This window comes from Cryptosporangium aurantiacum (genome assembly GCF_900143005.1).
In the GTDB taxonomy this organism is placed as follows: domain Bacteria; phylum Actinomycetota; class Actinomycetes; order Mycobacteriales; family Cryptosporangiaceae; genus Cryptosporangium; species Cryptosporangium aurantiacum.
The window spans coordinates 1-21,977 of sequence record NZ_FRCS01000021.1; the positions used below are offsets into that span (position 1 = coordinate 1).

At 69.1% G+C, this 21,977-nt stretch carries 27 protein-coding genes and 1 pseudogene; 15 read left to right on the forward strand and 13 right to left on the reverse strand.

From position 1 onward, the window contains the following. Positions 1-226: 226 nt before the first annotated feature. From BUB75_RS38505 to BUB75_RS48320, 8 genes and pseudogenes are all read left to right on the forward strand, one after another. Positions 227-562: an ArsR/SmtB family transcription factor gene (locus tag BUB75_RS38505; protein WP_073264772.1), complete on the forward strand. Its 336-nt coding sequence runs from the start codon at positions 227-229 to the stop codon at positions 560-562. A 47-nt stretch (positions 563-609) separates the two neighbouring features. Further along, a complete protein-coding gene (locus BUB75_RS38510; RefSeq protein WP_073264774.1) occupies positions 610-1,125 on the forward strand; it encodes an SRPBCC family protein in 516 nt (171 codons plus the stop codon). A gap of 443 nt (positions 1,126-1,568) precedes the next feature. Next, complete coding sequence (locus BUB75_RS38515) at positions 1,569-1,901, forward strand: hypothetical protein (protein ID WP_143175689.1); 333 nt, start codon at positions 1,569-1,571, stop codon at positions 1,899-1,901. A 263-nt stretch (positions 1,902-2,164) separates the two neighbouring features. Then, positions 2,165-2,789, forward strand: a pseudogene (locus tag BUB75_RS48950) (ABC transporter ATP-binding protein); the annotation flags it as partial. A 196-nt stretch (positions 2,790-2,985) separates the two neighbouring features. After that, complete coding sequence (locus BUB75_RS38525) at positions 2,986-4,317, forward strand: PP2C family protein-serine/threonine phosphatase (protein ID WP_073264780.1); 1,332 nt, start codon at positions 2,986-2,988, stop codon at positions 4,315-4,317. Further along, complete coding sequence (locus BUB75_RS38530) at positions 4,314-4,685, forward strand: STAS domain-containing protein (RefSeq protein ID WP_073264782.1); 372 nt, start codon at positions 4,314-4,316, stop codon at positions 4,683-4,685. Before BUB75_RS38525 ends, BUB75_RS38530 begins: the two co-directional genes overlap by 4 nt. Before the next feature lie 119 nt (positions 4,686-4,804). Continuing rightward, entirely contained in the window at positions 4,805-5,233 is a 429-nt protein-coding gene (locus tag BUB75_RS38535; RefSeq protein WP_073264784.1) for a hypothetical protein, read from the forward strand. Between the two features lie 3 nt (positions 5,234-5,236). Next, entirely contained in the window at positions 5,237-5,368 is a 132-nt protein-coding gene (locus tag BUB75_RS48320) for a hypothetical protein (RefSeq protein ID WP_281248441.1), read from the forward strand. A gap of 5 nt (positions 5,369-5,373) precedes the next feature. Here BUB75_RS48320 and BUB75_RS38540 read toward each other — a convergent pair whose 3' ends face one another. Next, positions 5,374-5,952, reverse strand: a complete 579-nt coding sequence (locus BUB75_RS38540) for a TetR/AcrR family transcriptional regulator (protein WP_073264786.1) — start codon at positions 5,950-5,952, stop codon at positions 5,374-5,376. Positions 5,953-6,035: 83 nt separating this feature from the next. Between BUB75_RS38540 and BUB75_RS38545 the strand changes: the two genes are divergently transcribed. The 3 genes from BUB75_RS38545 (at position 6,036) to BUB75_RS38555 (ending at position 7,739) form a co-directional block, all read left to right on the forward strand. Beyond that, positions 6,036-6,350: a DMT family transporter gene (locus BUB75_RS38545; protein WP_073264788.1), complete on the forward strand. Its 315-nt coding sequence runs from the start codon at positions 6,036-6,038 to the stop codon at positions 6,348-6,350. Further along, positions 6,347-6,715 (forward strand): DMT family transporter, encoded by a 369-nt coding sequence (locus tag BUB75_RS38550; RefSeq protein ID WP_218618030.1) that lies wholly within the window; start codon positions 6,347-6,349, stop codon positions 6,713-6,715. The genes BUB75_RS38545 and BUB75_RS38550 overlap by 4 nt, the downstream gene beginning before the upstream one ends. Before the next feature lie 79 nt (positions 6,716-6,794). Then, on the forward strand, positions 6,795-7,739 hold the full coding sequence (locus BUB75_RS38555) for a MerR family transcriptional regulator (RefSeq protein WP_073264792.1): 945 nt from the start codon (positions 6,795-6,797) through the stop codon (positions 7,737-7,739). Between the two features lie 183 nt (positions 7,740-7,922). Here the strand turns inward: BUB75_RS38555 and BUB75_RS38560 are convergent, their stop codons facing one another. Beyond that, entirely contained in the window at positions 7,923-9,050 is a 1,128-nt protein-coding gene (locus BUB75_RS38560) for a DUF4241 domain-containing protein (RefSeq protein WP_218618032.1), read from the reverse strand. Positions 9,051-9,340: 290 nt separating this feature from the next. On the opposite strand from BUB75_RS38560, the gene BUB75_RS38565 reads away from it, so the two are divergent. After that, positions 9,341-10,459 (forward strand): outer membrane protein assembly factor BamB family protein, encoded by a 1,119-nt coding sequence (locus tag BUB75_RS38565; protein ID WP_245806375.1) that lies wholly within the window; start codon positions 9,341-9,343, stop codon positions 10,457-10,459. A gap of 132 nt (positions 10,460-10,591) precedes the next feature. Here BUB75_RS38565 and BUB75_RS38570 read toward each other — a convergent pair whose 3' ends face one another. From BUB75_RS38570 to BUB75_RS38580, 3 genes are all read right to left on the reverse strand, one after another. Continuing rightward, complete coding sequence (locus BUB75_RS38570; RefSeq protein WP_073264795.1) at positions 10,592-11,497, reverse strand: aminoglycoside phosphotransferase family protein; 906 nt, start codon at positions 11,495-11,497, stop codon at positions 10,592-10,594. A 32-nt stretch (positions 11,498-11,529) separates the two neighbouring features. Next, positions 11,530-11,802, reverse strand: coding sequence for a hypothetical protein (locus tag BUB75_RS38575; RefSeq protein WP_073264796.1), 273 nt, complete (start codon positions 11,800-11,802; stop codon positions 11,530-11,532). 151 nt (positions 11,803-11,953) lie between these two features. Continuing rightward, positions 11,954-12,436: a carboxymuconolactone decarboxylase family protein gene (locus BUB75_RS38580; RefSeq protein WP_073264916.1), complete on the reverse strand. Its 483-nt coding sequence runs from the start codon at positions 12,434-12,436 to the stop codon at positions 11,954-11,956. A gap of 164 nt (positions 12,437-12,600) precedes the next feature. Here BUB75_RS38580 and sigJ point away from each other — a divergent pair, with 164 nt between their 5' ends. Both sigJ and BUB75_RS38590 read left to right on the forward strand, forming a co-directional pair. After that, positions 12,601-13,497, forward strand: coding sequence for an RNA polymerase sigma factor SigJ (gene sigJ / locus BUB75_RS38585; protein WP_073264797.1), 897 nt, complete (start codon positions 12,601-12,603; stop codon positions 13,495-13,497). Between the two features lie 105 nt (positions 13,498-13,602). Continuing rightward, on the forward strand, positions 13,603-14,157 hold the full coding sequence (locus BUB75_RS38590) for a hypothetical protein (protein WP_073264798.1): 555 nt from the start codon (positions 13,603-13,605) through the stop codon (positions 14,155-14,157). 101 nt (positions 14,158-14,258) lie between these two features. On the opposite strand, the gene BUB75_RS38595 is transcribed toward BUB75_RS38590, so the two are convergent. The 3 genes from BUB75_RS38595 to BUB75_RS38605 are packed head-to-tail and all read right to left on the reverse strand — an operon-like array spanning position 14,259 to position 17,298. Then, a complete protein-coding gene (locus tag BUB75_RS38595) occupies positions 14,259-14,924 on the reverse strand; it encodes a TetR/AcrR family transcriptional regulator (protein WP_073264799.1) in 666 nt (221 codons plus the stop codon). A 12-nt stretch (positions 14,925-14,936) separates the two neighbouring features. Beyond that, positions 14,937-15,770 (reverse strand): SDR family NAD(P)-dependent oxidoreductase, encoded by an 834-nt coding sequence (locus BUB75_RS38600; RefSeq protein ID WP_218618034.1) that lies wholly within the window; start codon positions 15,768-15,770, stop codon positions 14,937-14,939. Between the two features lie 52 nt (positions 15,771-15,822). Beyond that, positions 15,823-17,298: an AbfB domain-containing protein gene (locus BUB75_RS38605; protein WP_084742233.1), complete on the reverse strand. Its 1,476-nt coding sequence runs from the start codon at positions 17,296-17,298 to the stop codon at positions 15,823-15,825. A 157-nt stretch (positions 17,299-17,455) separates the two neighbouring features. On the opposite strand from BUB75_RS38605, the gene BUB75_RS38610 reads away from it, so the two are divergent. Beyond that, a complete protein-coding gene (locus BUB75_RS38610) occupies positions 17,456-17,785 on the forward strand; it encodes an alpha/beta fold hydrolase (RefSeq protein WP_073264801.1) in 330 nt (109 codons plus the stop codon). Here the strand turns inward: BUB75_RS38610 and BUB75_RS38615 are convergent. The 5 genes from BUB75_RS38615 to BUB75_RS38635 form a co-directional block, all read right to left on the reverse strand. After that, on the reverse strand, positions 17,774-18,577 hold the full coding sequence (locus BUB75_RS38615; RefSeq protein WP_073264802.1) for a serine/threonine-protein kinase: 804 nt from the start codon (positions 18,575-18,577) through the stop codon (positions 17,774-17,776). The two genes, BUB75_RS38610 and BUB75_RS38615, sit on opposite strands and share 12 nt — an antisense overlap. A gap of 123 nt (positions 18,578-18,700) precedes the next feature. Continuing rightward, complete coding sequence (locus tag BUB75_RS38620) at positions 18,701-19,072, reverse strand: nuclear transport factor 2 family protein (protein ID WP_073264803.1); 372 nt, start codon at positions 19,070-19,072, stop codon at positions 18,701-18,703. Between the two features lie 101 nt (positions 19,073-19,173). After that, a complete protein-coding gene (locus BUB75_RS38625) occupies positions 19,174-19,956 on the reverse strand; it encodes a DUF4097 family beta strand repeat-containing protein (RefSeq protein WP_073264804.1) in 783 nt (260 codons plus the stop codon). 1 nt (position 19,957) lies between these two features. Continuing rightward, positions 19,958-20,599: a response regulator transcription factor gene (locus BUB75_RS38630; protein WP_073264805.1), complete on the reverse strand. Its 642-nt coding sequence runs from the start codon at positions 20,597-20,599 to the stop codon at positions 19,958-19,960. After that, positions 20,587-21,846: a sensor histidine kinase gene (locus BUB75_RS38635; RefSeq protein WP_073264806.1), complete on the reverse strand. Its 1,260-nt coding sequence runs from the start codon at positions 21,844-21,846 to the stop codon at positions 20,587-20,589. Before BUB75_RS38635 ends, BUB75_RS38630 begins: the two co-directional genes overlap by 13 nt. Positions 21,847-21,977 lie beyond the last annotated feature (131 nt).

Here is a 21,977-nt window from a genome sequence, read left to right on the forward strand (position 1 = left end):
GACCCGCGTGGGCAGCCGCAGTGGGAGCGACGGACCGGGCGCCTGGACGCTACCCCGCCGGGCACCGTCCTACCGCCCATTGAATAAGTAGCCGCACAGAGGGTAGGCCTGTGCGCGGCGCCGGTGTCGTGCCACAGAGAGCGCTCGGGTCAGAACACATCCCGTGGACATGGCGAGCACCTCTCACCCGTTGACTCGTATGCCTATATAGGCATACGATTTTGCCATGGCACGAGCAGCAACGACCACAGATGCGTTCAACGCGATCGCCGAACCCCGACGCCGCGACATCATCGAGTGCCTCGCCCGGGGCGAGCTCGCCGTGGGCGGGTTGGTCGCTGCGCTCGGCCAGAGCCAGCCGCAGGTGTCCAAGCACCTACGGGTGCTCAGGGACGTCGGGATCGTGACCGTGCGGGATGCGGGCCGGCAACGCCTCTACCGGGTCAACGGAGCGGCGCTTCGGCCGGTGCACCAGTGGGCGTCGCAGTTCGAGCATCTGTGGAACCAGCGCTTCGATCGGATGGACCAGGTGCTGGCCGAGATGCCGGACGACGACAGCTGACTCGTGCGGCCCGACCCACTCTCACTCACCACGACCGAGGAGTGCGCATGAGCGAGACCAAGAGTGCCGCCGAGATCACCCTGCCCACGGACGAGCAGATCCTCATCACCCGGTACTTCGCCGCGTCCCCGGCGCGCGTCTTCCGGGTGTGGAGCACTCCCGAACTGGTGCGACAGTGGTGGAGCGGCGACCAGGGCGCCACGACCTCGGTGGAGATGGACTTCACGATCGGCGGCCGCTGGCGCTACGTCATGGTTGCCGAGGACGGTTCGCAGGTCGCCTTCCACGGCCAGTACCTCGATATCGTTCCGGACCGCACGATCGTCTACACCGAGGTCTTCGAGGCGCCCGGAGAGGTGCCGGGAGGTGCGCCCGACGGTGCGCCCGGCGAGGTGCCGACGAACACCGTGACGTTCGACCCCGACGGCGAGGGGACGTTGCTCCGGCTGCTGGTCCAGTGCCCCACCAAGGACCTCCGCGACATGATCATGAGCTCCGGTATGGAGGCGGGCGTGCAGGGACAGATGGATCTGATCGAGGAGCTGGCGGGATCCCACGCCTGAAGCGGCCCCGCGGATCAGCGGCGGGATACCTGATCAAGCCGCGCAGCGCCGACATGCACGCGGCGGCGTTGATCGCGGCGCCGGTTGGGTCAGGCGTGTGCGCGACACGCGCAGCTAGATACAACCTGTGATCGAACGCATGTTCTAGGCTGCGTGGGTGGATGGCGGATCGGTGGTCAGGCATGCGGACCTCGCTGCCTGCAACACTCACCGAGGCCCGCAACCAGCTGGCGCCAGGGCAGGAGTGGATCCGCGTCTTCCCGCCGACGGAGCGCTGAATGATCACCGGTGCCCAGCAACACTTGGTGGTCGAGGGGCGGCGTGGGGGTGCGGGGACGGGTTCGGTCAAGCTGTCCGAGGCAGAGACTCGGAGCAGGGCGCTGGTTCGCCGATTTTGACCGTTCGGGTGATCTGCCGTGGGCAAGCGCGATGGGAGCGACAAGTTGACTGAGGTCCGAGTCGAGTTACGCGGCGGCCCGGCCGGCTACACAACCGTGCCGGTCTACCGCGACAACCGTCACCAGCTTCCGGCGACGGTCGAGGTCGGGGTGACCGGCGGCATCCTCGAGTACAAGTTGACCAGCGCGGTCACCGATCCGGATGGTTATCCCATCTACCGGTGTCCGACGAACTGGCGGCTGGCGGTGCGCCCGGCTCAGCCAGTACCGACCGCCCCGCCCTCGCCCGCCTCGGTCGGCGCGCCGACCGAGGAGATCGATCCGCTCGACGCGCTGCTCGCCGAACTCGACGCGAAGGACGCAGAGGGCCGTCGCTGAACCCTGGGCCCTCGCCGACCACTGGGCCCTCGCCCACGACGCAACCGGGCCACCTGGCCAATCCGCGCCGCCGACGCTACTGGCCGGTGCGCCATCGTCGCGGCGAAGGCGTCGTCCTGCGCCTGCGCGCCGACCTGGAGTGGCTGGACGCGTGCGAACGCACCTGGACCGAGGCCGCCCGAAAAACCGAGGCCGCCCGAAAAACCGAGGCCGCCCGAAAAACCGAGGCCGCCCGAGACCCAGGCCGCCCGAGAGACCCAGGCATGGCGAAAGGCGGAGAAGTGAGCGGATCGGTGGCGCTGCGCGCGCGAGGCCTCGCCAGGTGGTACGGCCGGGGAAACACGCTGGTCCGCGCGGTGGACGACGTCGATCTGGACGTGCCCGTCGGGGAGGCGCTCGCGATCGTGGGCCCGAGCGGTTGCGGGAGTCCACGCTGCTGCACCTGCTCGGCGGGCTGCAACGCCCCACCGGCGGGGAGGTATGGCTGGCCGACCACCGTCTCGACACGATGAGCGAACGGGCGCTGGCCCGGCTGCGGCGCGCCCACATCGGCTTTGTGTTCCAGTCGTTCCACCTGATGGACGATCTGACCGCAGTGGAGAACGTCGAGCTGGCCGCATTGCTGGCCGGCCGCCCCGCCGGGCGCGGCAGCGCGCGCTGCACCTGCTGGATCAGGTCGGGCTTGCCGACCGCGCCACGCACTTGCCGTCCGCGCTCTCCGGTGGTCAGCGGCAACGGGTCGCGATCGCCCGCGCACTGAGCAACGACCCGCTGGAGGTGCTGCGGCTGTTCGAGGAGATCCGCGCGGGCGGGCAGACGCTCGTCGTCGTCACGCACGACGCCCGTATCGCCGCGGTCGCCGACCGGGTCGTCGCGATGCGCGACGGTGCGTCGCCGCCGACACCCGTCTCGCCGCCGCCCTGGCTCCGGTGCGCGCCGCGGACGGCGTCACCGGCCACAGCGGGGCTTGACCTCCCCTCGGATCCGGCCGTCCGCTGGGCATCGATTTCCCAGGTCGCGGACCCGGGGCCGGGATGATCTACTCGGCGGGCCAGGTCGATCTGGCGGCGAAGGCGGTCACGGCATGGCAAGCAAGCCCGAGGAGGCTGTCGCGAAATCTGACGAGCGCGCCCGATTCTCCGCTCTGCTCGAGGACAGCGCAGAGGATCTGTACGACAACGCACCCTGCGGCTACCTGTCGACGCTGCTGGACGGGCGGATCGCCAAGGTCAACGCCACGCTGCTGCGGTGGCTCGGCTACACCCGGGACGAGTTGGTCGGGCGCCGCGGATTCGCCGACCTGCTGACCATCGGCGGCCGGATGTTCAACGAGACGCACGTGGCACCGCTGCTACAGATGCAGGGTCAGGTCAACGGCATCGCTCTGGAGCTGCAGACCGCCGACGGCGACCGGCTGCCGGTGCTGGTCACCTCCGTGGTCAAGACCGGCGGTGACGGGCAGCCGCTGCTGATCCGGACCACCATCGTCGACGCCCGTGATCGGCGCGCGTACGAGGTCGAGCTCTTGCGCGCCAGCCAGGCCGCACAGGCGGCCCAGGAGCAGGCCGAAGCAGCGCAGGCGAAGGCCGAAGCGGCGCAGGCGCGAGCGGAAGCCGCGCAGGCGGCCGTCGAGGCCGAACGGGCCCGGCTGGCCGAACTCGCCGCCACACTTCAGAAGACCCTGCTGCCGCCGACGCTGATCCCGGTTCCCGGCCTGGACGTCGCCGCGGCCTATCACGCGGCATCCGTGGAGGAGGTCGGCGGCGACTTCTACGACTTGTTTCCCCTGGCCGAGGGCCAGTGGGGGCTCTTTCTGGGCGACGTGTGCGGCAAGGGTGCCCAAGCCGCCGCGATCACGTCCCTGGCCCGGTACACGCTGCGGGCCGCCGCGGTCTACGACAACGATCCGGCCACGGTCCTGCGCAACCTCAACACTGTGCTCCGCTACGACCATCAGGGGCGGGTGCCACAGTTCTGCACGGTGGTGTTCGGCATCCTCACCCCGGCCGGAGCCGACGGGACGTTCTCGCTCACGCTGGCCGCCGGAGGCCACCCGCCAGCGCTGCTGATGCGCGCGGATGGCACCGCCCAGGCTCTGCACACCCCCGGTGGTCAGCTGATCGGCGTCCTGGCCGACCCGCAAATCGTCACCACGACCGTACGGCTGGCCCCGGGGGACACCCTCCTGCTCTACACCGACGGCCTCACCGAGGCCCACACCGCTCGGGCCGGCGCCCACCGCTACGGCGAGGCAGCGCTCCTGGACTTCGCCATCTCCCTGGCACCGACCACCGCGACGGACGCCGTCGACGCGGTGACCACGCTGCTCGACGTTCTCGGGGACGGCGTCGACGACGACACCGCCCTCCTCGCGTTGAGCGTGCCCGCCCGGGAAACCGAAGCGCGGCACCCGTGAAGGCCCACCTCACGACCGATACCCGCACCACCACGGCCGGCCCCGTGCTGAGCCTCGCCGGGGAGCTCGATCACGCGACCGCTCCGCAGGTCCACGCCGCGCTCCTGGAGTTGCGGCTCACCGATGGCCAGCAACTGACGATCGACATGAGCGGGGTGACCTTCTGCGACTCCTCCGGCATCGGCTCACTCCTCGCGGCGCACGCCTACGCCGCGCAGGCCCACGGTGTCTTCGTCCTGTCCGCGGTGCCCGCACGCACCCGCTACCTGCTCGGCGTCGTCGGCCTCGACCTGGTCCTCCCGATGTTCCCCACCGCCGACGAGGCCCTCGACGCGTGGAGCGGCGACGGCGACTCCCCACCGCTGTAGCCGGTCGGACCGGCGCACGCGCTCCGGGTGGTGTTCCTGGCGCCGGCGGTCCTCGGCCTGGTACTCGCCGCCCGGCGTAACCTGCCCGTCGACCACCGGCTGCGGTTCGCGGTCGGGGCGTGGGCCGGCCTCGCGGTTCTCGCGAACGGCGCGCTCTGGTACGGCATCTGCTCGGTGGTCTCGGCTACTCCGCGACGCTGCTGCCGTGGCGCAGCGGCGGCTACTACCCCGCGCCGGCGGTCTACCTGGTCACCGTCGCGGTCATCCTCATACTCAGTCGGTTCACGGAGATCAGCGCCGTCCGACGCAGGATGGGCCTGGCGCTGTCGGCGCTCGCAACCGGGTTGTTCCTGCTCTCACCGGCGCACAGCGGAGCCCGCGAGATGCTCAACGTCGCCCAGTTGCGCGACTGCCTGCTGACGCTGCCCTCGGACTCGGTGATCGGCTACGACCAGCCCGAGGGTGCGATCCGGCTGGAGCAGATCGTGAAGTTCCACGATCCCGCGTGGCACGGCACCGTCGCCCGGATCGGCCCCGGCGACCCATGAGGCGTGCACAACTATGTGCCGGTCCATCAGCTCGACTACTACATCCGCACCAACGGGCTCGACGTGGACGACGACTTCAAAGGCGAGGTCGTCTGCAAGACCTCCAAGTCCGAAGTGATGATGGTCGACCGCTGAGGCCTTCAGATCCTTCGCCCCCGGTTGGTCAGGCTGGTGAGATGAAGGTCGAGGACGCTGACCGCCCAGTCGGTGCTCTCGTGCGGTTCTTGCCGGACGATGTGCAGCGCGAGACCGTCCGTCAGCGCGTGTAGGCGCTGCGCCTCCACCGTCCGCTCGGCGAGTGGGACGTACCGCGTCACCACCTGCTCGCAGATGTCGCGGATGGCCTGATGGACCGCGTGGTGAATGGTCCGCAGCGATGGGTCGGTCATCGCCGCGGTGCCCAGCGCTAGGCCGACCTCCATCTCCAGGCGCCGCGTCTCGTCGAGTGGCAGCAGTTCCATCAGCGCTGCCGTGGCCCAGCCGTCGCCAGGGGGGATTGCGGCCACCCGGGCGGCTAGGCGCTCGACGACCAGCTCGAAAGCCCGCGCGCGCACGCTCGCCTGCGTCGGGAAGGTGTAGCGCAGCGAACTGGCAGGCAGTCCTGCTTCGGCGGCGATCTTGCGCACCGATAGAGCCGGTATGCCGTCGCGCACCAGCACTCTCCAGGCGGCTTCGGAAACCACGCGGTTGCGTTCGTCGGCGTCGAGAGTGCGAGGCATGCCACACATTCTCGCACGACTGTGCGGAAACGTGCTATACCTGTTTTGGCACACTCGTACGGAAACGGTAGGAGAGGTTCACGATGGCGTGGCTGGTGTTGATCGGGTCAGGGGTATTGGAGGCCGTCTGGGCGACCGCGATCGGTGACTCGAAGGGTTTCCGGCGGCGTGGCCCGACCGTGGTTTTTGTTGTTGCTCTGGTGCTGAGCATGGCCGGCCTGGCCTACGCGATGAACTCGGTGCCGACCGGCACTGCGTACTCCGTGTGGGTCGGGATTGGCGCGGTGCTGACGCTCCTGATCGCGGTCGCTCGTAGGACCGAGACCCTCACTCTCGTGCGCGCAGCCCTTCTCGTCGGCTTGATCGGCTGCGTCGTCGGACTCAAGGCGGTGGCATGATGCCGTGGATCGTGCTGTTCATCAGTGCCGCACTCGAAGCGGTCTGGGCTACGGCCCTGGGCGCCAGCGACGGCTTCAGCAAGGCCACACCCACCATCATTTTCTTCGCGACGCTGGCTCTCAGCATGGCGACCCTGGCCTACGTGGCCAAGCACATCCCGATGAGCGTCGCCTACGCGATCTGGAGCGGCGCCGGCGCTGCGCTGACGGTCGCATGGGCCATGGCGACCGGCCACGAGACCGCCAGCCCGCTCAAGCTCGTCTTTCTGATCGGCATCATCGGCTGCATCGTGGGGCTCAAGCTGCTCAAGCCGCACCCGGTGAAGGCCCCCGCCGACGCCGAGGCCAGCACCACCGCGGCCTAGCGGTGGTGCGCGACGGCGGGGGCTTGCCCGGGCAATTGGGCTTGAACCTCCACCTACTGGAGAGAGCAAGCTGATCGGCGTGGACGACCTCTACTCGATCGGTGACCTAGCCCATCACACCGGTCTCTCGGTGCGCACGATCCGGTTCTACTCCGACGCGGGCGTGACGCCACCGACCGCCCGCAGCCCAGCCGGACACCGACGCTACGACGCTACCGCGCTGGGCCGCCTCGATCTCGTCCGCACCCTGCGTGACCTAGGGCTGGACCTGGCAACGATCCAACGCGTGCTGCAACGGCACGTCTCACTCGCTGACGTCGCAGCCGCCCACGCCGACGCGCTGGCCGTCCAGATCCAGACGCTCCGCGTCCAGCACGCCGTCCTCACCCTCATCGCCGCGCGCGGCACCGAGCCCTCGGAGGCACCCCTGATGAACCGACTCGCCCGCCTCTCCGCCGCCGAACGCGAACGTCTCGTCACGACCTTCATCGACGAGACGTTCGCAGACCTTGACGCCAACCCCGAGTTCGTCGCGATGATGCGCGCAGCGCTCCCGGAACTGCCGACAGACCCCAGCCCTTCGCAACTCGACGGATGGGTGGCGTTGGCTGAGTTGATCCAGAACCCACAGTTCCGAGCCAGCGCGCGACGGGCCGCCGAGCACCAGGCAGCAGAACGAGCAGCCGGCGACCAGACCGGGCTGCACGGGGCTTTGACCGACGATGTTCGCGCGCGTGTGGAAGACGCCATCGCCGCCGGAACCGACCCACGATCGCCCGAGGCCCAGCCGGTGATCGACGGCATCGTGGCCCGCTACGTCGCGGAATTCGGCACCAGCGACACCGCCGCCTACCGGGCCGCTCTGGTGACCCGAATCGAGATCGGCGGTGATCCACACGCCGAGCGGTACTTCCAACTGTTGGCACGCGTCAACGGCGTACCGGAAATGCCATCCTTGCAGCCAGTCGTGGGATGGCTCAGCGCAGCGCTGCGCGCGCACCCCGAGGCAGAAACACGTGGCTGAACCGGGTCCCTATGGCCGCCCACTGGGCGGATGCCCGCCGATCTCGATCAGCTCGTCCCACCCACGCTTCACAACGACTCCCCGTTGGCGCCAGTGATGCGCTGAGCGTAGGGACGCCACTACCCAACGGCAAGCGCGTCACGCGCTTCCCGCCACCCACGCATCCCGCGACTGCCAAACGAGCTACATCAGCATGTCTGCCACGAAGCAGGCGATCTCGCCGCCCTTCGTGCGGCCGATCCAGGTCGGGTACGAGCCGTCGCCGTAGCCACTGGCCCAGGAGATGACGTTCGCGCCGCTTTCGCCGAGATCGACCGTCTGCGTCGGACCGTGCTCGCGGTCGTGGAACTCGATCCAGCGGGGCTCGAGCAGAGCCGGAAGCGCGTCGGCGCCGGCCGCGTCGACGAAACACGCGGTCCCGGTGTCCACCCCGAATCCGTAGAACTCACCGTCGCCGAGGGCGATGGTGTCCTGGCCGGCGCATAGCGCCAACTCCCATCGTTCGACAGGTTCGTCGCGGATGACGAGGCGGGCCGCTGCGGTGGTGCCTGAGTCCGGTAGATAGCTGATGATCACCGGATACGAACCAGGTGGAACGGTTTCGGTGAAGGGCTTGTTGCCGAACTCCAGCGGATACGGGTCCGCCGCGACCAGGCGTCCGGTAGGCATGCGCAGTTCACCGGCTTCGCGGAGCTCGACGATCGAGTCTTCAGTTGCGTCCTCGTAGGCCAGCCTCAGACGGCCGCCGTTCTGCAGTACGGCATCCAGATCCGGCTGTAGCGGCTGAGGTGGTCGCCACGGCGGCTCGGCCAGCGGCGAGGGCGCAACCTGTTCGGGCAGCGCGGCAGCGTCGACGCAGGCGAGGCATCTCAACCCGTCGTCGTGCAGCGCCGCTAGCGACGACCAGTCGCCGAACTGCGGCATCGGATGGTGCGCCCACCCGGCGTCGTTCCCGTCGGGCGCATACTCCTCGGTCTCCTGAGTGGCGGACGGGTCGAACTCGTCGTGGGCGGGATCGAAGTAGGTCCACTCGACGGCTTCGATGAGGAAGAGGTCGTCGTCGGCCAAGCGTCGTAAGTCGTGCTTGAGCCAGCGTCGCAACTCGTCGTCGAAGTGCCAGACCGTGCACGCCCGATACGCCCAGGCGATCTCCATGAGTGCGAACGGAACGTCGCCGACCAGCAGGAGCACGGCGTACTGCTCGCCGCGGCTGTCCCGGGCGCGCGCCACGGCCGGGTCGAGCACACCGACCACGCCCCGTGTAACGGGATCCCAACCCTCGCAGTAGACGGCATCCAGCTGAGGTATCACCTTGACCACCTGGGCTTTTTACCGTTCTCGCGCGCGGCGTCGGACGTTGTTCCCGACGAATGGGAATGCCGTCGAAGAGGCGCCACCGGGCAAGCCCGTCCGGCCTGGGTCATGGAAGGGTGAGCGCGTCGCCCCGGCCGGAGCCGACCGGATATCAGCTGATCGCCAGGTATCCGTGCTGGTTGATCGGTAGGTGACTGACGAGTCGTGAGCGAGAGGAAGTAGGCGCTGACGTGCGGAACCGACGTCGATTCAGGTTCGCGGTTCCGGTCTGTCTCGCCGTGGCCGGCATGTTGCTGTTATCAGGGGACGCCGCTTCTCGTCTTCGCTTCGGTCCGGCCGTCCTGGTTGCGGTGGTGGAGGGCTCTGAGAATCCCGGTGTGTTGATCGGTCGGTCGTTCGCCTATGTCGACGAGTCCGGCGTTGTGGCGGTCGATGCCGTCACCGGAGAACGCCGATGGACCGTTCGGGAGAGCGACCTGCGCGCGGGCGGGCCGGTGAACTTCGCTGACCTGGTCCTCGGCGCTCCGGGTACCGCGCCGACCGTGTACGCGGCGGCGTTCGTGCTGCTGCCGGGCCCGCAACGCCGCGACGCGGTGCATCTGCTGGCTCTCGACCCCGCCACCGGTGCGCGGAGGTGGTCCACGCGGGTCGACGTACCGCCCGGCTCCACCGGTCACGCCGTCACGTTGGTCGGCGTGGATGATGACACGCTCGTTTTCCGGCAGAACAGAGCCGACGGGCCCATCACCTACGCGGTCGATACCCGTAACCATCGCCTGCGATGGGCGGTGCGCGGCGTCGAGGCGATGCTCGTCGACGGACCGGTAGTTCTCGCGAAGATCGACGCTCCGGAAGGCCGGAGCCAGGTCGTCGGCCTGCGGACCAGCGACGGCACCCGCCTGTGGTCGGACGGGCCGCAAGGCCACAGCCTCCAAGTGGAGTCGCTGGGCAACGGGTTGATCTACGTGCACGGCGACTGGTTCGACGAGGACTACTTCGTCTCGTTCCTCCGCGCCGCCACCGGCGCCTCGGTCCGATCGATGGATATCGACGATCGGCTGGACCAGTGTGTCTTCGATCAGCGGGAGACGATCGTCTGCGCCACGCATGACGAGACTGCTCCGGAATATGCGCTCGCGGTCGGCTACGACGTCGAAACTTTTCAGGCGCGGTGGCGGGCGACCGGTACACGGGCGCCGTTGATCACAATGGCCTGGAACGGCGCTCTGTACGGCACGCGCGAAAAGCGATCGGTCGTCCTCGACGGGCGAAGCGGTCAGATCGTGGATGTGCTCGGGTTCGAACCGGTTCTAATGAACCGGTACGCGGCCGTCGCCGATGACCCTGACCACCCCCGAGTCCTGCTCCACCCGGTCATCGGCCGTGGCCGGGACGCGGGCAACTGATGCTCAGACCACGGATGAGCGCATGCCGGGCACTGCCCCCACGTGCGCCTCCACGGCCGACGCCTGCTCACGTGCTGAGCATGCCTTACGGATCACCGCGCTTCGCACGACCAGGCTGCTGGGTGGGGGTGTCTAGGACGCAGCTATTCGGTGAAGGGTGCGGCGGCCCAGCGCGCTCATCGTCGGGTTGGTCCGGGCGTAGTACCAGACGAGGCCCATCGCCTGTTCGAACGCCCAGGCCCGGCCGCGGGCCCAGTCCAGGTCGTCGCAGGCCAGCGCCGCGCGGAGTACCTCCCGCGGCCCGGTGCCGAGCAGATGCCAGGCCGAGACGAGATCGAGCGCCGGATCGGCTGGGCCGAGCCCTCCGACGTCCAGGACGCCGACCAGCCGACCGGAGGCGACAAGCACATTGCCGGGAATCAGGTCGCGGTGGCTCATCGTGTCGGGCCGATACCGAGGCAGACGGCGCCAGGTTGTCCACATCGAGCGCAGCCGCTCGACGTCCAGCAGTGATTGGCTCTGGCGGAAACAGGTCTCCATCCAGGCGTCCGATGCCCGCAGGTCGCCGCCGCGGCCGGGCCCGCTGAACGTCCGGCCGCGGATGTCGAGGCGCCGGACTCCGAGAATGAACTCAGCGAGATCTTCCGCGAACTTGTCCGACATCCCAGGATCGTCGTCGATCGCGGTGGTCCCCGGGATCCACGTCTGGACCGACCAGGGCAAGGGATAGCCCAAGCCGGGTTCGCCCAGCGCCAGCGGCTCCGGCGTCGGGAACCGCGTCCGGCCGGTCAACTCCCCGGCGGCTCGCGCCTCGGCTTCCAGCTGGTGTCGCATTGCCTCGGGGTCGCCGGGCGCGAGCGGAAACCGCGCTACGAAACGATCGCCGAGCCTGAACAACGCGTTCACTGTGCCGGTACTCGCCACCGGATTGACCGGCAGCCCGGCCCACCGAGGAAATTGGGCGGCGACAAGCCTGCCGACAACGTCCGTCGGTACCGAAAGCTGACCCGGATGCACACCGCGAACCTGCCGGGCCATCTCTGATCACGCAATCAGATTCCTACGCAGGCTCAGTCGCTGGTCTGCGGTGAGCTGGGCGCCCGCTGTTGCAGCAGCGTCGGCGTCGAGATCGACCACTCCTTGACCTGGCCCCATTCGATCCGCACCGCGGGCCGATCTTCGTCCAGGCACCGGTGGTACCGCGGCACCCGACGCCCGAAGTTGACCTCGACCTTGGCCCGGACGTCGTCCTCGCCGCGGCCGAACATCCGGATCGGGTAGGTCGCGTCATCGATGGTGAGACCGAAGCCGTATTCGGCAGGGGTACGCAAGCCACGAGCCATGCCCGACAGGATACGTACATGCGTTCGATAAAGTCGAGACCTCAAGGGGATTTCGACCCCAAGGTGGATCAGACACTCGCCGGGGCGGCAGGGCTGAGAACCCCGCCGCCCCGGGACCGGTCAGGCGTCCGGATGCAGGCGCAGCAGTTCGTTACTGCCTCCACTGCTCCGTCGGCGATACACCGGGGAGCGGCTTGCCAATCAGGGCCAGCGGGAGGAAGAAGCAGACCTGGCCGATGGCCATGATCAAGGTGGCGAGCGCCTTGTCGTCGTACTGCTCGGACGCTCGGGTGTACAGCTGGTCGGGGACGCGCTCTCCCGACGGGCTGACGGTGAGCACAGCCTCGACCAGCTCCAGCGCGACCCGTTCGGCAGCGGTGAAGTAGGGCGCGTCTCGCCAGGACGCCACGGCGGTGATGCTTTCTTCGCTGATGCCGGCCTTCCGGAGGTTGCCGGTGTGCAGCATCGTCAGGTACGTGCTGCCGACGATCTGGCCGGCGCGTAGCTGCACCAGACCGATGGTGGTCTGCGGGATCGTCCCGTTGGCAGTCGCCTTGAACAGGGCGCCGCCGATGTCCTTGAGCTCGGGAACCAGGACGGCGGGGTTGGGCAGGCGCGACTCGGTGGTGTTCACGGTGGGCTTTCCCTTCTGCGATTCGGGGTTGCATTGCTTCGACGGATCGGTCGGCGGGAAGGTGACCGGTGCGGCGTTGGATCTCACCGGGGCGTTGCGTGGTCACCTTTGGGCGGTTCGCCGCGTCAGCGGTACGACGCTGCCGAGAGAGAAGGAACGCCGCCGTGACGCCTCAGGATTTTCTGGCCGTCCAGTTCGAGGGACACCGCTCGCACCTGAGAGCGGTCGCCTACCGCATGCTCGGGTCGCTGAGCGAGGCCGACGACGCGGTGCAGGAAGCTTGGCTGCGGCTGGCGCGTTCGGACTCCGGTGCCATCGACAATCTGGGTGGCTGGCTGACCACCGTGGTCGGCCGAGTCTGCCTGGACATGCTGCGGAGTCGTAAGGCTCGACGCGAGGAGTCGCTGGAGGATTGGCTGCCCGATCCGGTGGTCGGCCGTGAGGACGCCTCCGATCCGGAGCAGGAGGTGTTGCTGGCCGATTCGGTGGGCCTAGCGCTGTTGGTCGTGCTGGACTCCTTGCCCCCGGCCGAACGGCTGGCGCTCGTGCTCCATGACATGTTCGGATTGCCGTTCGAGCAGATAGCGCCGATCGTGGATCGGACCCCCTCGGCGGCCAAGAAGCTCGCCAGCCGGGCGCGCCAGCGAGTCCGCGGCGCGGCCCCGGAGCCCGACGCCGATCTGAGCGGCCAGCGCCGCGTGGTGGAGGCTTTCCTCGCCGCCGCGCGCGGCGGCGACCTCGAAGCGCTGGTGTCGATTCTCGATCCGGACGTGGTGCTTCGCGCCGACGGCGGGGTGCTCACCGGCGGCATGAAGGCAATCCGGGGCGCCGCGGCTGTCTCCGGGCAGCTCGCCACCTTCCAGCGCATGGCCTCCAGCGCCGCCACGTATCCGGCGCGCGTCAACGGCCTCGCCGGCCTGGTCAACACCGTCGATGATCAGCTGATCTCCGTCATGAGCTTCACGGTCTCCGACGGCAAGATCGCCGCGATCGACATCCTGTCCGACCCCGGCCGGCTTGCCCGGCTCAACCTCACCCACCCGGGCGGCGGGTCGAAGTGACCGGACTCGCCTCCGCTATCTGCCGATCGGCAGATGTTCGACGGGGTGCTGAGCCGAGATCCTGGAGACACGCCGCCCGAGCGGGCGGACAGCCGAGGAGGCCTCATGTCACTGGATACCGCCATCGCGGATCGTCTGCCCACGGGTGCCCAGGCCCACGTGGTGGCGCCGCCTCCGCGATACGCGGTGAGGGCCGCTTACGCGGCGGCCGCCGCGGCCACCATCGGCTTCATCCCGCTGCATGCGATCTGGGCGCTGGGCATTCCGCTCTTCGCCGACCCCGAGCTGTTCCGTCCCTGGTACGAGGACGGCGGCGCTGTGTACCTGCTGACGCTCAACCTGCTGGCCCTGCTGCCGGCCGTGCTGGCCATTGCTCTGGTTCGCCCTTGGGGCCTGGTTTTCCCCCGCTGGGTACCGGCCTTCAGCGGCCGTCAGGTCCCGCGAATACTCCTTATCGCACCCGGCGTCGCGCTGTCGGTCGCGCTGTTCGCCTACACCGTGTTCGCCGCCGTCCTGATGCCGCTCCAGTGGAACAACCCGGACGCCATCTTCGACGCCCGCACCGGGATCTACGGAATTGGTCAATTCCTCATCTGGGTCGGCGGGCTGGCGATCGCCACCCACTCCTACACCCGCCGCACCCGTCGCAACGCCGGCTGAGCACCACGCCTCCCGCGCCACAGCACGGAACGAGCGAAAGGGCTCAACGCCGTGCCGAGCCGCTGGTAGAACGCGGCACGCAGCCTCGGATGGGTCGGGTCTCACGACCGGGCCGGGAGTCGACTTCCGGTCGCTGGTCGGCTGTGGAGCAGCTGGTGAACGTCGGAGCGCACTCGAATCTCCGGATCGAGCTCGAGCGTCGCCGCAACAGTGGACTTCAGCGCCGCCGCCGCGAGTTCGACAAGATCGCCGAGGTCGAGAGCCTGAGTTTCGATGCGGTCGAGCATGAGCTCGTCGAAGTAGGCCACCCAGGCGCGCATGGCACTCCGCAGCGTCGCGGGCGGCGGGTCGGGCACGCCGAGGCGGTGAAGGATGCGCGCGGCACCTACCCACCGCAACGTCTCCAACATCGAACGGAACTCCGGGTCGGTTCCGAGGCCGCCGCGCATCATGGCGGTGAAGCCGGCGGCGTTCTGGTCGATGTAACGGACGTGCCGCCCGAGCGCCTCGCGTAGCTGGTCCTCCAGCGTGTCACCCGTGAGTGGGGCGTCTTGCTCGGCGGCGAGTTCGGCGCCGATTTCTTTCATGACGGCGAGGTAGAGGCCGTGTTTGTTCTCAAAATGATGGGCGATCAGGCCGTACGCGACACCTGCCCGTTTGGCGATCTCGGTAGTGGTGACCTTCTCGTACGGACGCGCGGCGAACAACGTGCGTGCGGCGGTGAGCAGCCGTCGGCGGCGGTCCTGGCTCTGGTCGATGGAGGTCATCGTCAGGTGACGCTAGCCGAGCGGATCGATCGCGGCGGCTGTGTCGACACGGCCGCCGGCCAGCCGCGCTACCGCCCGTCCGACCATGGGGAATTCTAGTGGGAGCAGCGAGTAGGGCGGATAGACGAGCCGTGTGTCCCCGCGACGCAACGAGCGCACGATTCGTGCTGCCATGGACTGCGCCGAGATCGGCGGAAGTGTTCTGGGTGGTGCGCCCTGCCAAGGCAGGTCGTCGATGTCGCGGAGCGCCGTGTCTGTCCCGCCGGGCACCACTTCGAGTACGCGCACCGGTGTGTTCGACAACTCCAATCGAAGGGACCGGGTGGCCTGTGCCAGGGCAGCCTTCGATGCCGCGTAGTACCCCAGCAGCGGCAACGGCACTGCTTGAAGCGTCGAGGTGACGTTCACGATCGTGCCGGACCCGGCAGCGCGCATGGCCGGGACCACCGCGGCGCTCAGCGCGATCGGCGCCCACAGGTTGAGTTCGAACACCGCTCTGGCTGCGGCGTCATCGGCGTGGTGACTCAACGCGCCGGTGAGACTTGTCCCGGCGTTGTTGACCAGGATGTCAATGCTTCCCTCGAACGCATGGAGGCAGCTCTGACCCAGGCGCGCGGCGGAGCCAGGCACCGCGAGGTCGTCCGGGAGCAGGATCGGGGCAGGGTGGCCGCCGGCTGCGATCTCGGCCGCAAGCTCTTCGAGTAGCTCCACTCTGCGCGCCGACAGAGCGAGGCGAGCCCCGGCGTCTGCCAACTGCAAGGCCAGGGCGCGTCCGATTCCGCTCGAGGCGCCGGTTACCAGGATGCGCGTCCCGTCGAGTGGAGCGTGTCGCGGCTTCATCGTCATATCCGCTCCTTCCAGCTCTTGACTGATAATCAGTCAAGCGCACGCACACGGCTCACGCCAAGGGCGCGGAGACCTCGAACGAGGCCGCGGCGCGGAACGCCGGGCTGCTGTCCGGCCGGTCGATCCAGAGTTCGTCGCCACGCAGGTGGAGGTATCGGTCCGGGTAGTTCGTCGATTGGAACGACACCGATCGGCGCGTGGCGCCCGTACGAGCGCAGAACGTGACGTCCTGCCGGAAGATTTCGGATCGGTCGTCGTGGTCGAGCCGGACGCGAAACGCGAAGTGCCGCAGATAGCGGCCCGAGGCGTCGCGGAATGACCGGCACGAGGGGTCGCTAAGGCCTCTCACCACGGTGAACGTCGCCTCCCGCCGGGACGCTCCGGAGCTGGATCGGCTCACGGGGGTGACGGCGGCCAGGTCGTCGACCGCCCGCACGTACCGATCCGGGTGCGCGACCGACCGGAGCGACCGGGAACCGGACAGACTCAGCGGCGCCGAGGCTGGTGACGCCACCGCGGTCGAACTGGACGGCGCGCGTGGAGAACTGCTCGCCGACGGGGTCGTCGCAGCGGACGTTGCCCGCGCGGGCGACGGGGAGGCTGAGGGGGCCGCGGGCCCGATGCGCGTCGAGGTGGGCTCGGGTTGCGTCTTCCGGCTGTCGGCGTACGCCAGCAACGTGCTGATCGTCAGCACGACGGCGCCGGTGACCGCGATGAACCGGGCCGCCGTCGCCACCCATGGAATTTCCGCAGCGCGCCGTGCTCGGTCGATGAGCGCCGCACCCCAGGAACCGCCGGCCGGCTCCGGCGTTCGGTCGCACCGCGCGAGCAGTTCCTCGACGAGTGCGGGCGGTGGCGCCAACAACGGGCTGCCGCGCATGAGACGGTCGGCCGGGATCAGGTCGTCCGCTCGCGCCGAACACGTCGAGCAGTTTGTGGCGTGCCGCGTGATCTGACGACGTTGCCGATCGGACGGACGGCCGTCCCAATGCCGCAGCAGATCCGCCAGCTCCGGACACGGCGGCGCCGCGCTGAGCGTCCGAATTGTTGTTCTGGCGTCGTTGAAGTGGGCCTCGACCTGCCGAAGGCGGGTTTCGGCTTGCGCGGGCGTGAGCCCGCAGGCGGCGATCATCTCTGCGCGGTTGAGTTCGCCGGACGCCTCCAGCCACCAGAACGAGAGCAGTGCGCGATCGTCGGCGACCAGCCATTGGACGGCGGCGTTCGCCTCTTCCCGCTGGTCGTGCGGATCGACCTGGACCGCAGGCCGGCCCGTGTCGCGCGGATTCCCGGCCTCCTCGGCTGCCCAGAGGAACCGCATCGCGGTGCCCAGCAGCCACGGCCGGAAGCTATCCGGCTCGGCCAGTCCTGGCATGCCGGAAGCGACGAGCGTGACGGTGTGGCCCAGCACATTGCCGACGTCGACCGTGGGACTCGCCGCGCGGACGACCAGCGTGTAGAGCAGCGGCAGATGGGCGGTGACGAGCGTCCTCATAGCCCGGACGTCGCCGTCCTGAGCCGCTTGCACCATCGCCGGACTCGGTAACGGTGTCGATGCCACTCATCACCTCACACCAGCACGCTCCGCCACAACGAGCACAGCGGCCCCACAAGTCACATGGCACTGTGCTCATCACTAAACAGGTTGTGCTCACGCATGCCAACTCGTTCGGCGTCATCCCGGCCAAGTGTGCGGATTTAGGCAGGCGCGAGGGCTCGTTCTCAACCGGCGGGGCCGGGCGCCCAGTGGCCCGCTCGGCAGCGAATACAGCGTCGAGACGGAGGTCCTCGAGTGGGCTGCGATCGAAGCGCCGGTCGACCTGATCATCGGCGAGGACAGCCGAGGCGGTGAGCCGTACGGCACCGCGTTCGACGCGGTCGCGCAGATGACGCCGGGTGCGACCGTGCACGTGTTACCAGGGCAGGGGCACCTTGCGCACGTCAATGCTCCGGAAGCGCTAGGTCGTCTCGTCGCCGACTGTGTGTCGCCCACAGCGGTCCAGGACTCACCGGGGTAGGCGGCGGAGGGCGCGGTCGAGCGCGTCCGCGTCGAATCGGGTGTCCGGGTCGGGGTCCAGTAGGCCCCGCAGCACACCGGCGAAGGCTGCGGCGTGCGGCGGGATCTCCGGCACGCGGTACTGGTCGGCGGTCAGGTCGATGTCGGGTGCCTCGCCGGTGAGCGCGACGTAGAGGGTCATGCCCAGCGCGTACAGGTCCGACTGCGGCGAGTAGACGCCGGACCGCAGGATCTCCGGAGCGATGTAGGGCAGGCTGCCGGCGACCGGTCCGTCGGTCGCGCCTGCCGTCCGGCGGGGGACGGTCGCGAGCCCGAAGTCCAGCAGCACGACGCGGCCGTCGTCGCAGAGCTGGACGTTTCCCGGCTTGACGTCGCCGTGGATCAGTCCGGCGCCGTGGACCGCGCCCAGTGCGTCCAGGAGGTGTTCGGCGAGGTAGCGGGCTTCGTCGCCGCTCACCGGTCCGTACTGGTAGAGCACCGAGGCCAGGGTTCGGCCGGAGAGCGCCTCCATCACGATCCAATCGACGCCGTCGCTGTCCTGCGCCACGAAGTCGTACACGGCGACGACGGCCCGGTGGTCGATGCGGGCGGCGGCACGGGCCTCGAGGCGGCCGGCGCCGGGGTAGGGGGCCAGCTCCCGGGGAATCTCTTTGACGGCGACCGTGCGGCCGAGTTCCTCGTCCTGGGCGAGCCAGACCGTGCCGGAAGCACCGCTGCCGAGACGCGAGTCGAGCCGGTAGCGCCCGCCGACGAGTGTCCGGGATGCGGTTGCCCGCTGATCGATCGTGATCATGTCCGCTCCACACGGTGCCTGAACCTGTAGACACACTGTGCGGCGCCCGGCGCGGCCCGACATCGGTCAATTGACTCTCCGCTGAGGGAGCCGCTCGCGGACCCCCTCAGCGCTGGCTCCCGGTCAGCGGTGGTCGTTCTCGACGAGCGGGATCACCCACGCGCGGCGCTCGGTGATCTTGCCGTCGCGGATCACGAACACCTCTGCCATCGACATGCGCACCGGCTCGCCGGACTGTTGGGGAGCGGACCCTCGCAGCTCAGCCATGACGGTGTCGCTCTCCTCGACCATCCGCACGACCTCCAGCTGGGGAGGACCGACCCATCCGGGTCCCTCGATGGCGTCGTCGTAGGCCTTCTTGCCGGTGAGCCGGAAGTGACCGAAGACGGTCCATGCGATGTCGTCGGACAGGCACGACAGGATCTTCTCGTGGTCGTTGGTGCGGAAACCCTCGAGGTAGGTCTCGACCAGCTGCTTGTTGGGTGAGGTGCTCATCCGATTCTCTCTACTCTCTCGTGCTCGGAGGCGGGTCTGGCAGAGAGGAGTCGTAGCCGATCGGCAGCGATCGACATCCGGCTCGCTGTGTATCCGAACGGTCAGCGGCTCTGGGTGATCTTCACGTCGCCGCGGGTGGTCCGCACTGCGATGGTGCGGGTAGCGGCGCTGTCCTGCCGGACGCTGACCTCGCGATCACCGTCCGCGGTCTCGACCGACACCCGGTAGGCGTCCGTGCGGGGAACCGCGATGTCGACGTTGCCGGCGGCGGTGGTCGCCCGCACGGTCTCGGGTGCCGCGGCGAAGCGCAGATGGACGTCGCCCGAGTTCGCGTGGACCTCCACCGGGCCGTCGCGCAGGCCGGTGGCGGTGATCGCGCCGGCGCCGGTCGTGACCCGAACTCGCCCGCTCGTGTCGGTGAGCGTGACGTCGCCCGACGAGCCGCTGAGCCGCAGGTCGCCGGTCAGCCCGCGGACCTCGATGCGGCTCGTGCGGGTGCGCGCGTCGATCTCGACGTCGGCCGGCACGGTCAGCGTGTACCCGGCCGCGCAGTGCTCCCGGCTCCAGGCGGATTTCCGGCAGCGCGCGGTGATCCGCAGCGTGTCGCCGTGCCAGGTCTCCTCGACCGTGGGCCTTTCGCCGGACCATTCCAGCCGACGTTCGACCGCCACCTGGCCGGGTGCGCCGGCGGCGATGCGGATCGCGCCTTCATCGAGGTCGAGCTCGACCCGGTCGACCGCGTGGTCGTAGGTCTCGCTCTGGGTCTCCCGGTCGACGGCCAGGTGGGTCACGCCCGACCACAGCACGGTGGTGCCGAGCAGGACGGCCAGGCAGGTGGCGGAGGCTCCGGTGATCCGCCAGGCGCGCCGGGTCGGGCTAGCCATGTCAGACCTTGAGAAAGCGCAGCACCGCGAGGACGCGCCGGTGGTCGTTGTCCGCCGGCGGGATGTCGAGCTTGGTGAAGATGCTCGCGATGTGTTTGGCGACGGAGCTGTCGCTGACCATGAGCGCCGTGGCGATGGCGCTGTTGGAACGGCCCTCCGCCATCAGCGCCAGGACGTCCGTCTCCCGTCGGGTCAGGGCGTCGAGCGGATCACTGCGCCGGCGGACGAGGAGCTGGGACACGACTTCCGGGTCGAGCGCGGTGCCGCCGGCGGCCACGCGGTGCAGCGCATCGAGGAAGTCGGCGACGTCGGCAACACGGTCCTTGAGCAGATACCCGAGCCCGCCCGTCTCGCCGGTGAGCAGTTCGACGGCGTAGCGCTCCTCCACGAACTGCGACAGCACGAGCACCGCCATCCGGGGTCGCTGCTTGCGGAGCTGGAGGGCTGCGCGCAGGCCCTCGTCGGTGTGAGTGGGGGGCATGCGCACGTCGGCCAGCACCAAGTCGGGCAGGTGCGCCTCGGCGGCGGCCACCAGAGCGTCGGCATCACCGACCGCGGCCACGACGTCGATGCCGCTGGTCTCGAGCAGCCGCACCAGCCCTTCGCGGAGCAGGACGGAATCCTCGGCGATCACGACGCGCATGGCAGGTCCGCGACGATAGTGGTCGGCCCCCCGGCGGGGCTGTCGAGGCGCAACGTTCCGTCGACCGACGCGGTCCGTTGTTCCAGACCGCGTAGACCGCTCCCGGTGCCGACGACGGCTCCACCGCGCCCGTCGTCGTGGACGGTGACGTGCAGCCGGTCGCCGACCTGCTCGACGGTCACGTCGACGGCTGACGCGTGCGCGTGTTTGGCGACGTTGGTCAGCGCTTCGGAGACAACGAAGTACGCGACCGCCTCCACGGCCGCCGAGACCGGCCCCGGAACCTTGACCCGTAGCCGCACGGGCAGCGGCGCACGAGCCACGATGCCGGACAGGGCGGCGTCGAGGCCCCGGTCGTGCAGCACCGCCGGGTACATGCCGCGCACGAATTCGCGCAGCTCCGCCGATGCCTGCTTGGCCTCGTCGTGTGCGTTCACTATCGCCTCGAGCGCCGGTGCCGGCAGGTCGCTGAGGGTGGCGCGGGCGATGCCGAGGTTCAGCGCGAGCGACGTCAGCCGCTGCTGGGTCCCGTCGTGGATATCGCGTTCGATGCGTCGGCGTTCGGCATCAACCGCCTCCACGAGCGCGGCCCGGCTCGCAGTCAGCGACTCCACGCGCATCGCTAGCTCGTCGCGGCGGTTCGGCCCGAGCAGCCGGTGGGCCAGCCCGGCGTCCGCTGCGGCCAACCCGCGGGCGAGCCACGGCGCGGCGAACAGCAGCGCCAGCCCGCCTCCCGTCAGCGCCGTACGCGCGAGGACGCCGTCCAGATCGGCCGGTAACAGGTCGGGTAGGCCTTCGGAGAGGACGAACGAACCGGTCGCCAGGAGCCCGATCGACCATGCCCCGACCACGGCCGCGGCTGCGCCGGGGCCGAACACGCCCGCGAACACGTGGTACCCGAATTGCCGCCAGGTCCTGCCCGTGCGCGCTTCGGCGATCGCCCAACGCCAGACCGACTGGTCTCGGCTCTGCTGCGGCAACGGCGAGATTTGGACGTCGATCAGAGCGGCGAACCGCGATCGCTGCCACGACGTGAACGTGCCGTTGAAGATGATCAGTTGCATGAGCATCACCGCCGCCAATACGACGGTCACCGCCAACGTCAGAGTGAGGGCGGCCAGCACGACCAGGACGGCCGCCGTGAACAGGCCGATCGGCGCGCCGATGACCAGATGGCTGGTAGCCCACCAGGCCCGCGCCGACCACGTCCGGCGGACGAACGTCACGAGCGGCACCAGCGCCTGCATGGATGAACCGTATGGTCGGCGACCACGAGCCGTCTACGGTGCTAGCAACAGGTTCGGGGTGTACCTGGCACCCATTCGAGTCTGCATTGGGCACTGACGATTTCGCGTCTATAGGCGCCCATTCTTCTCGC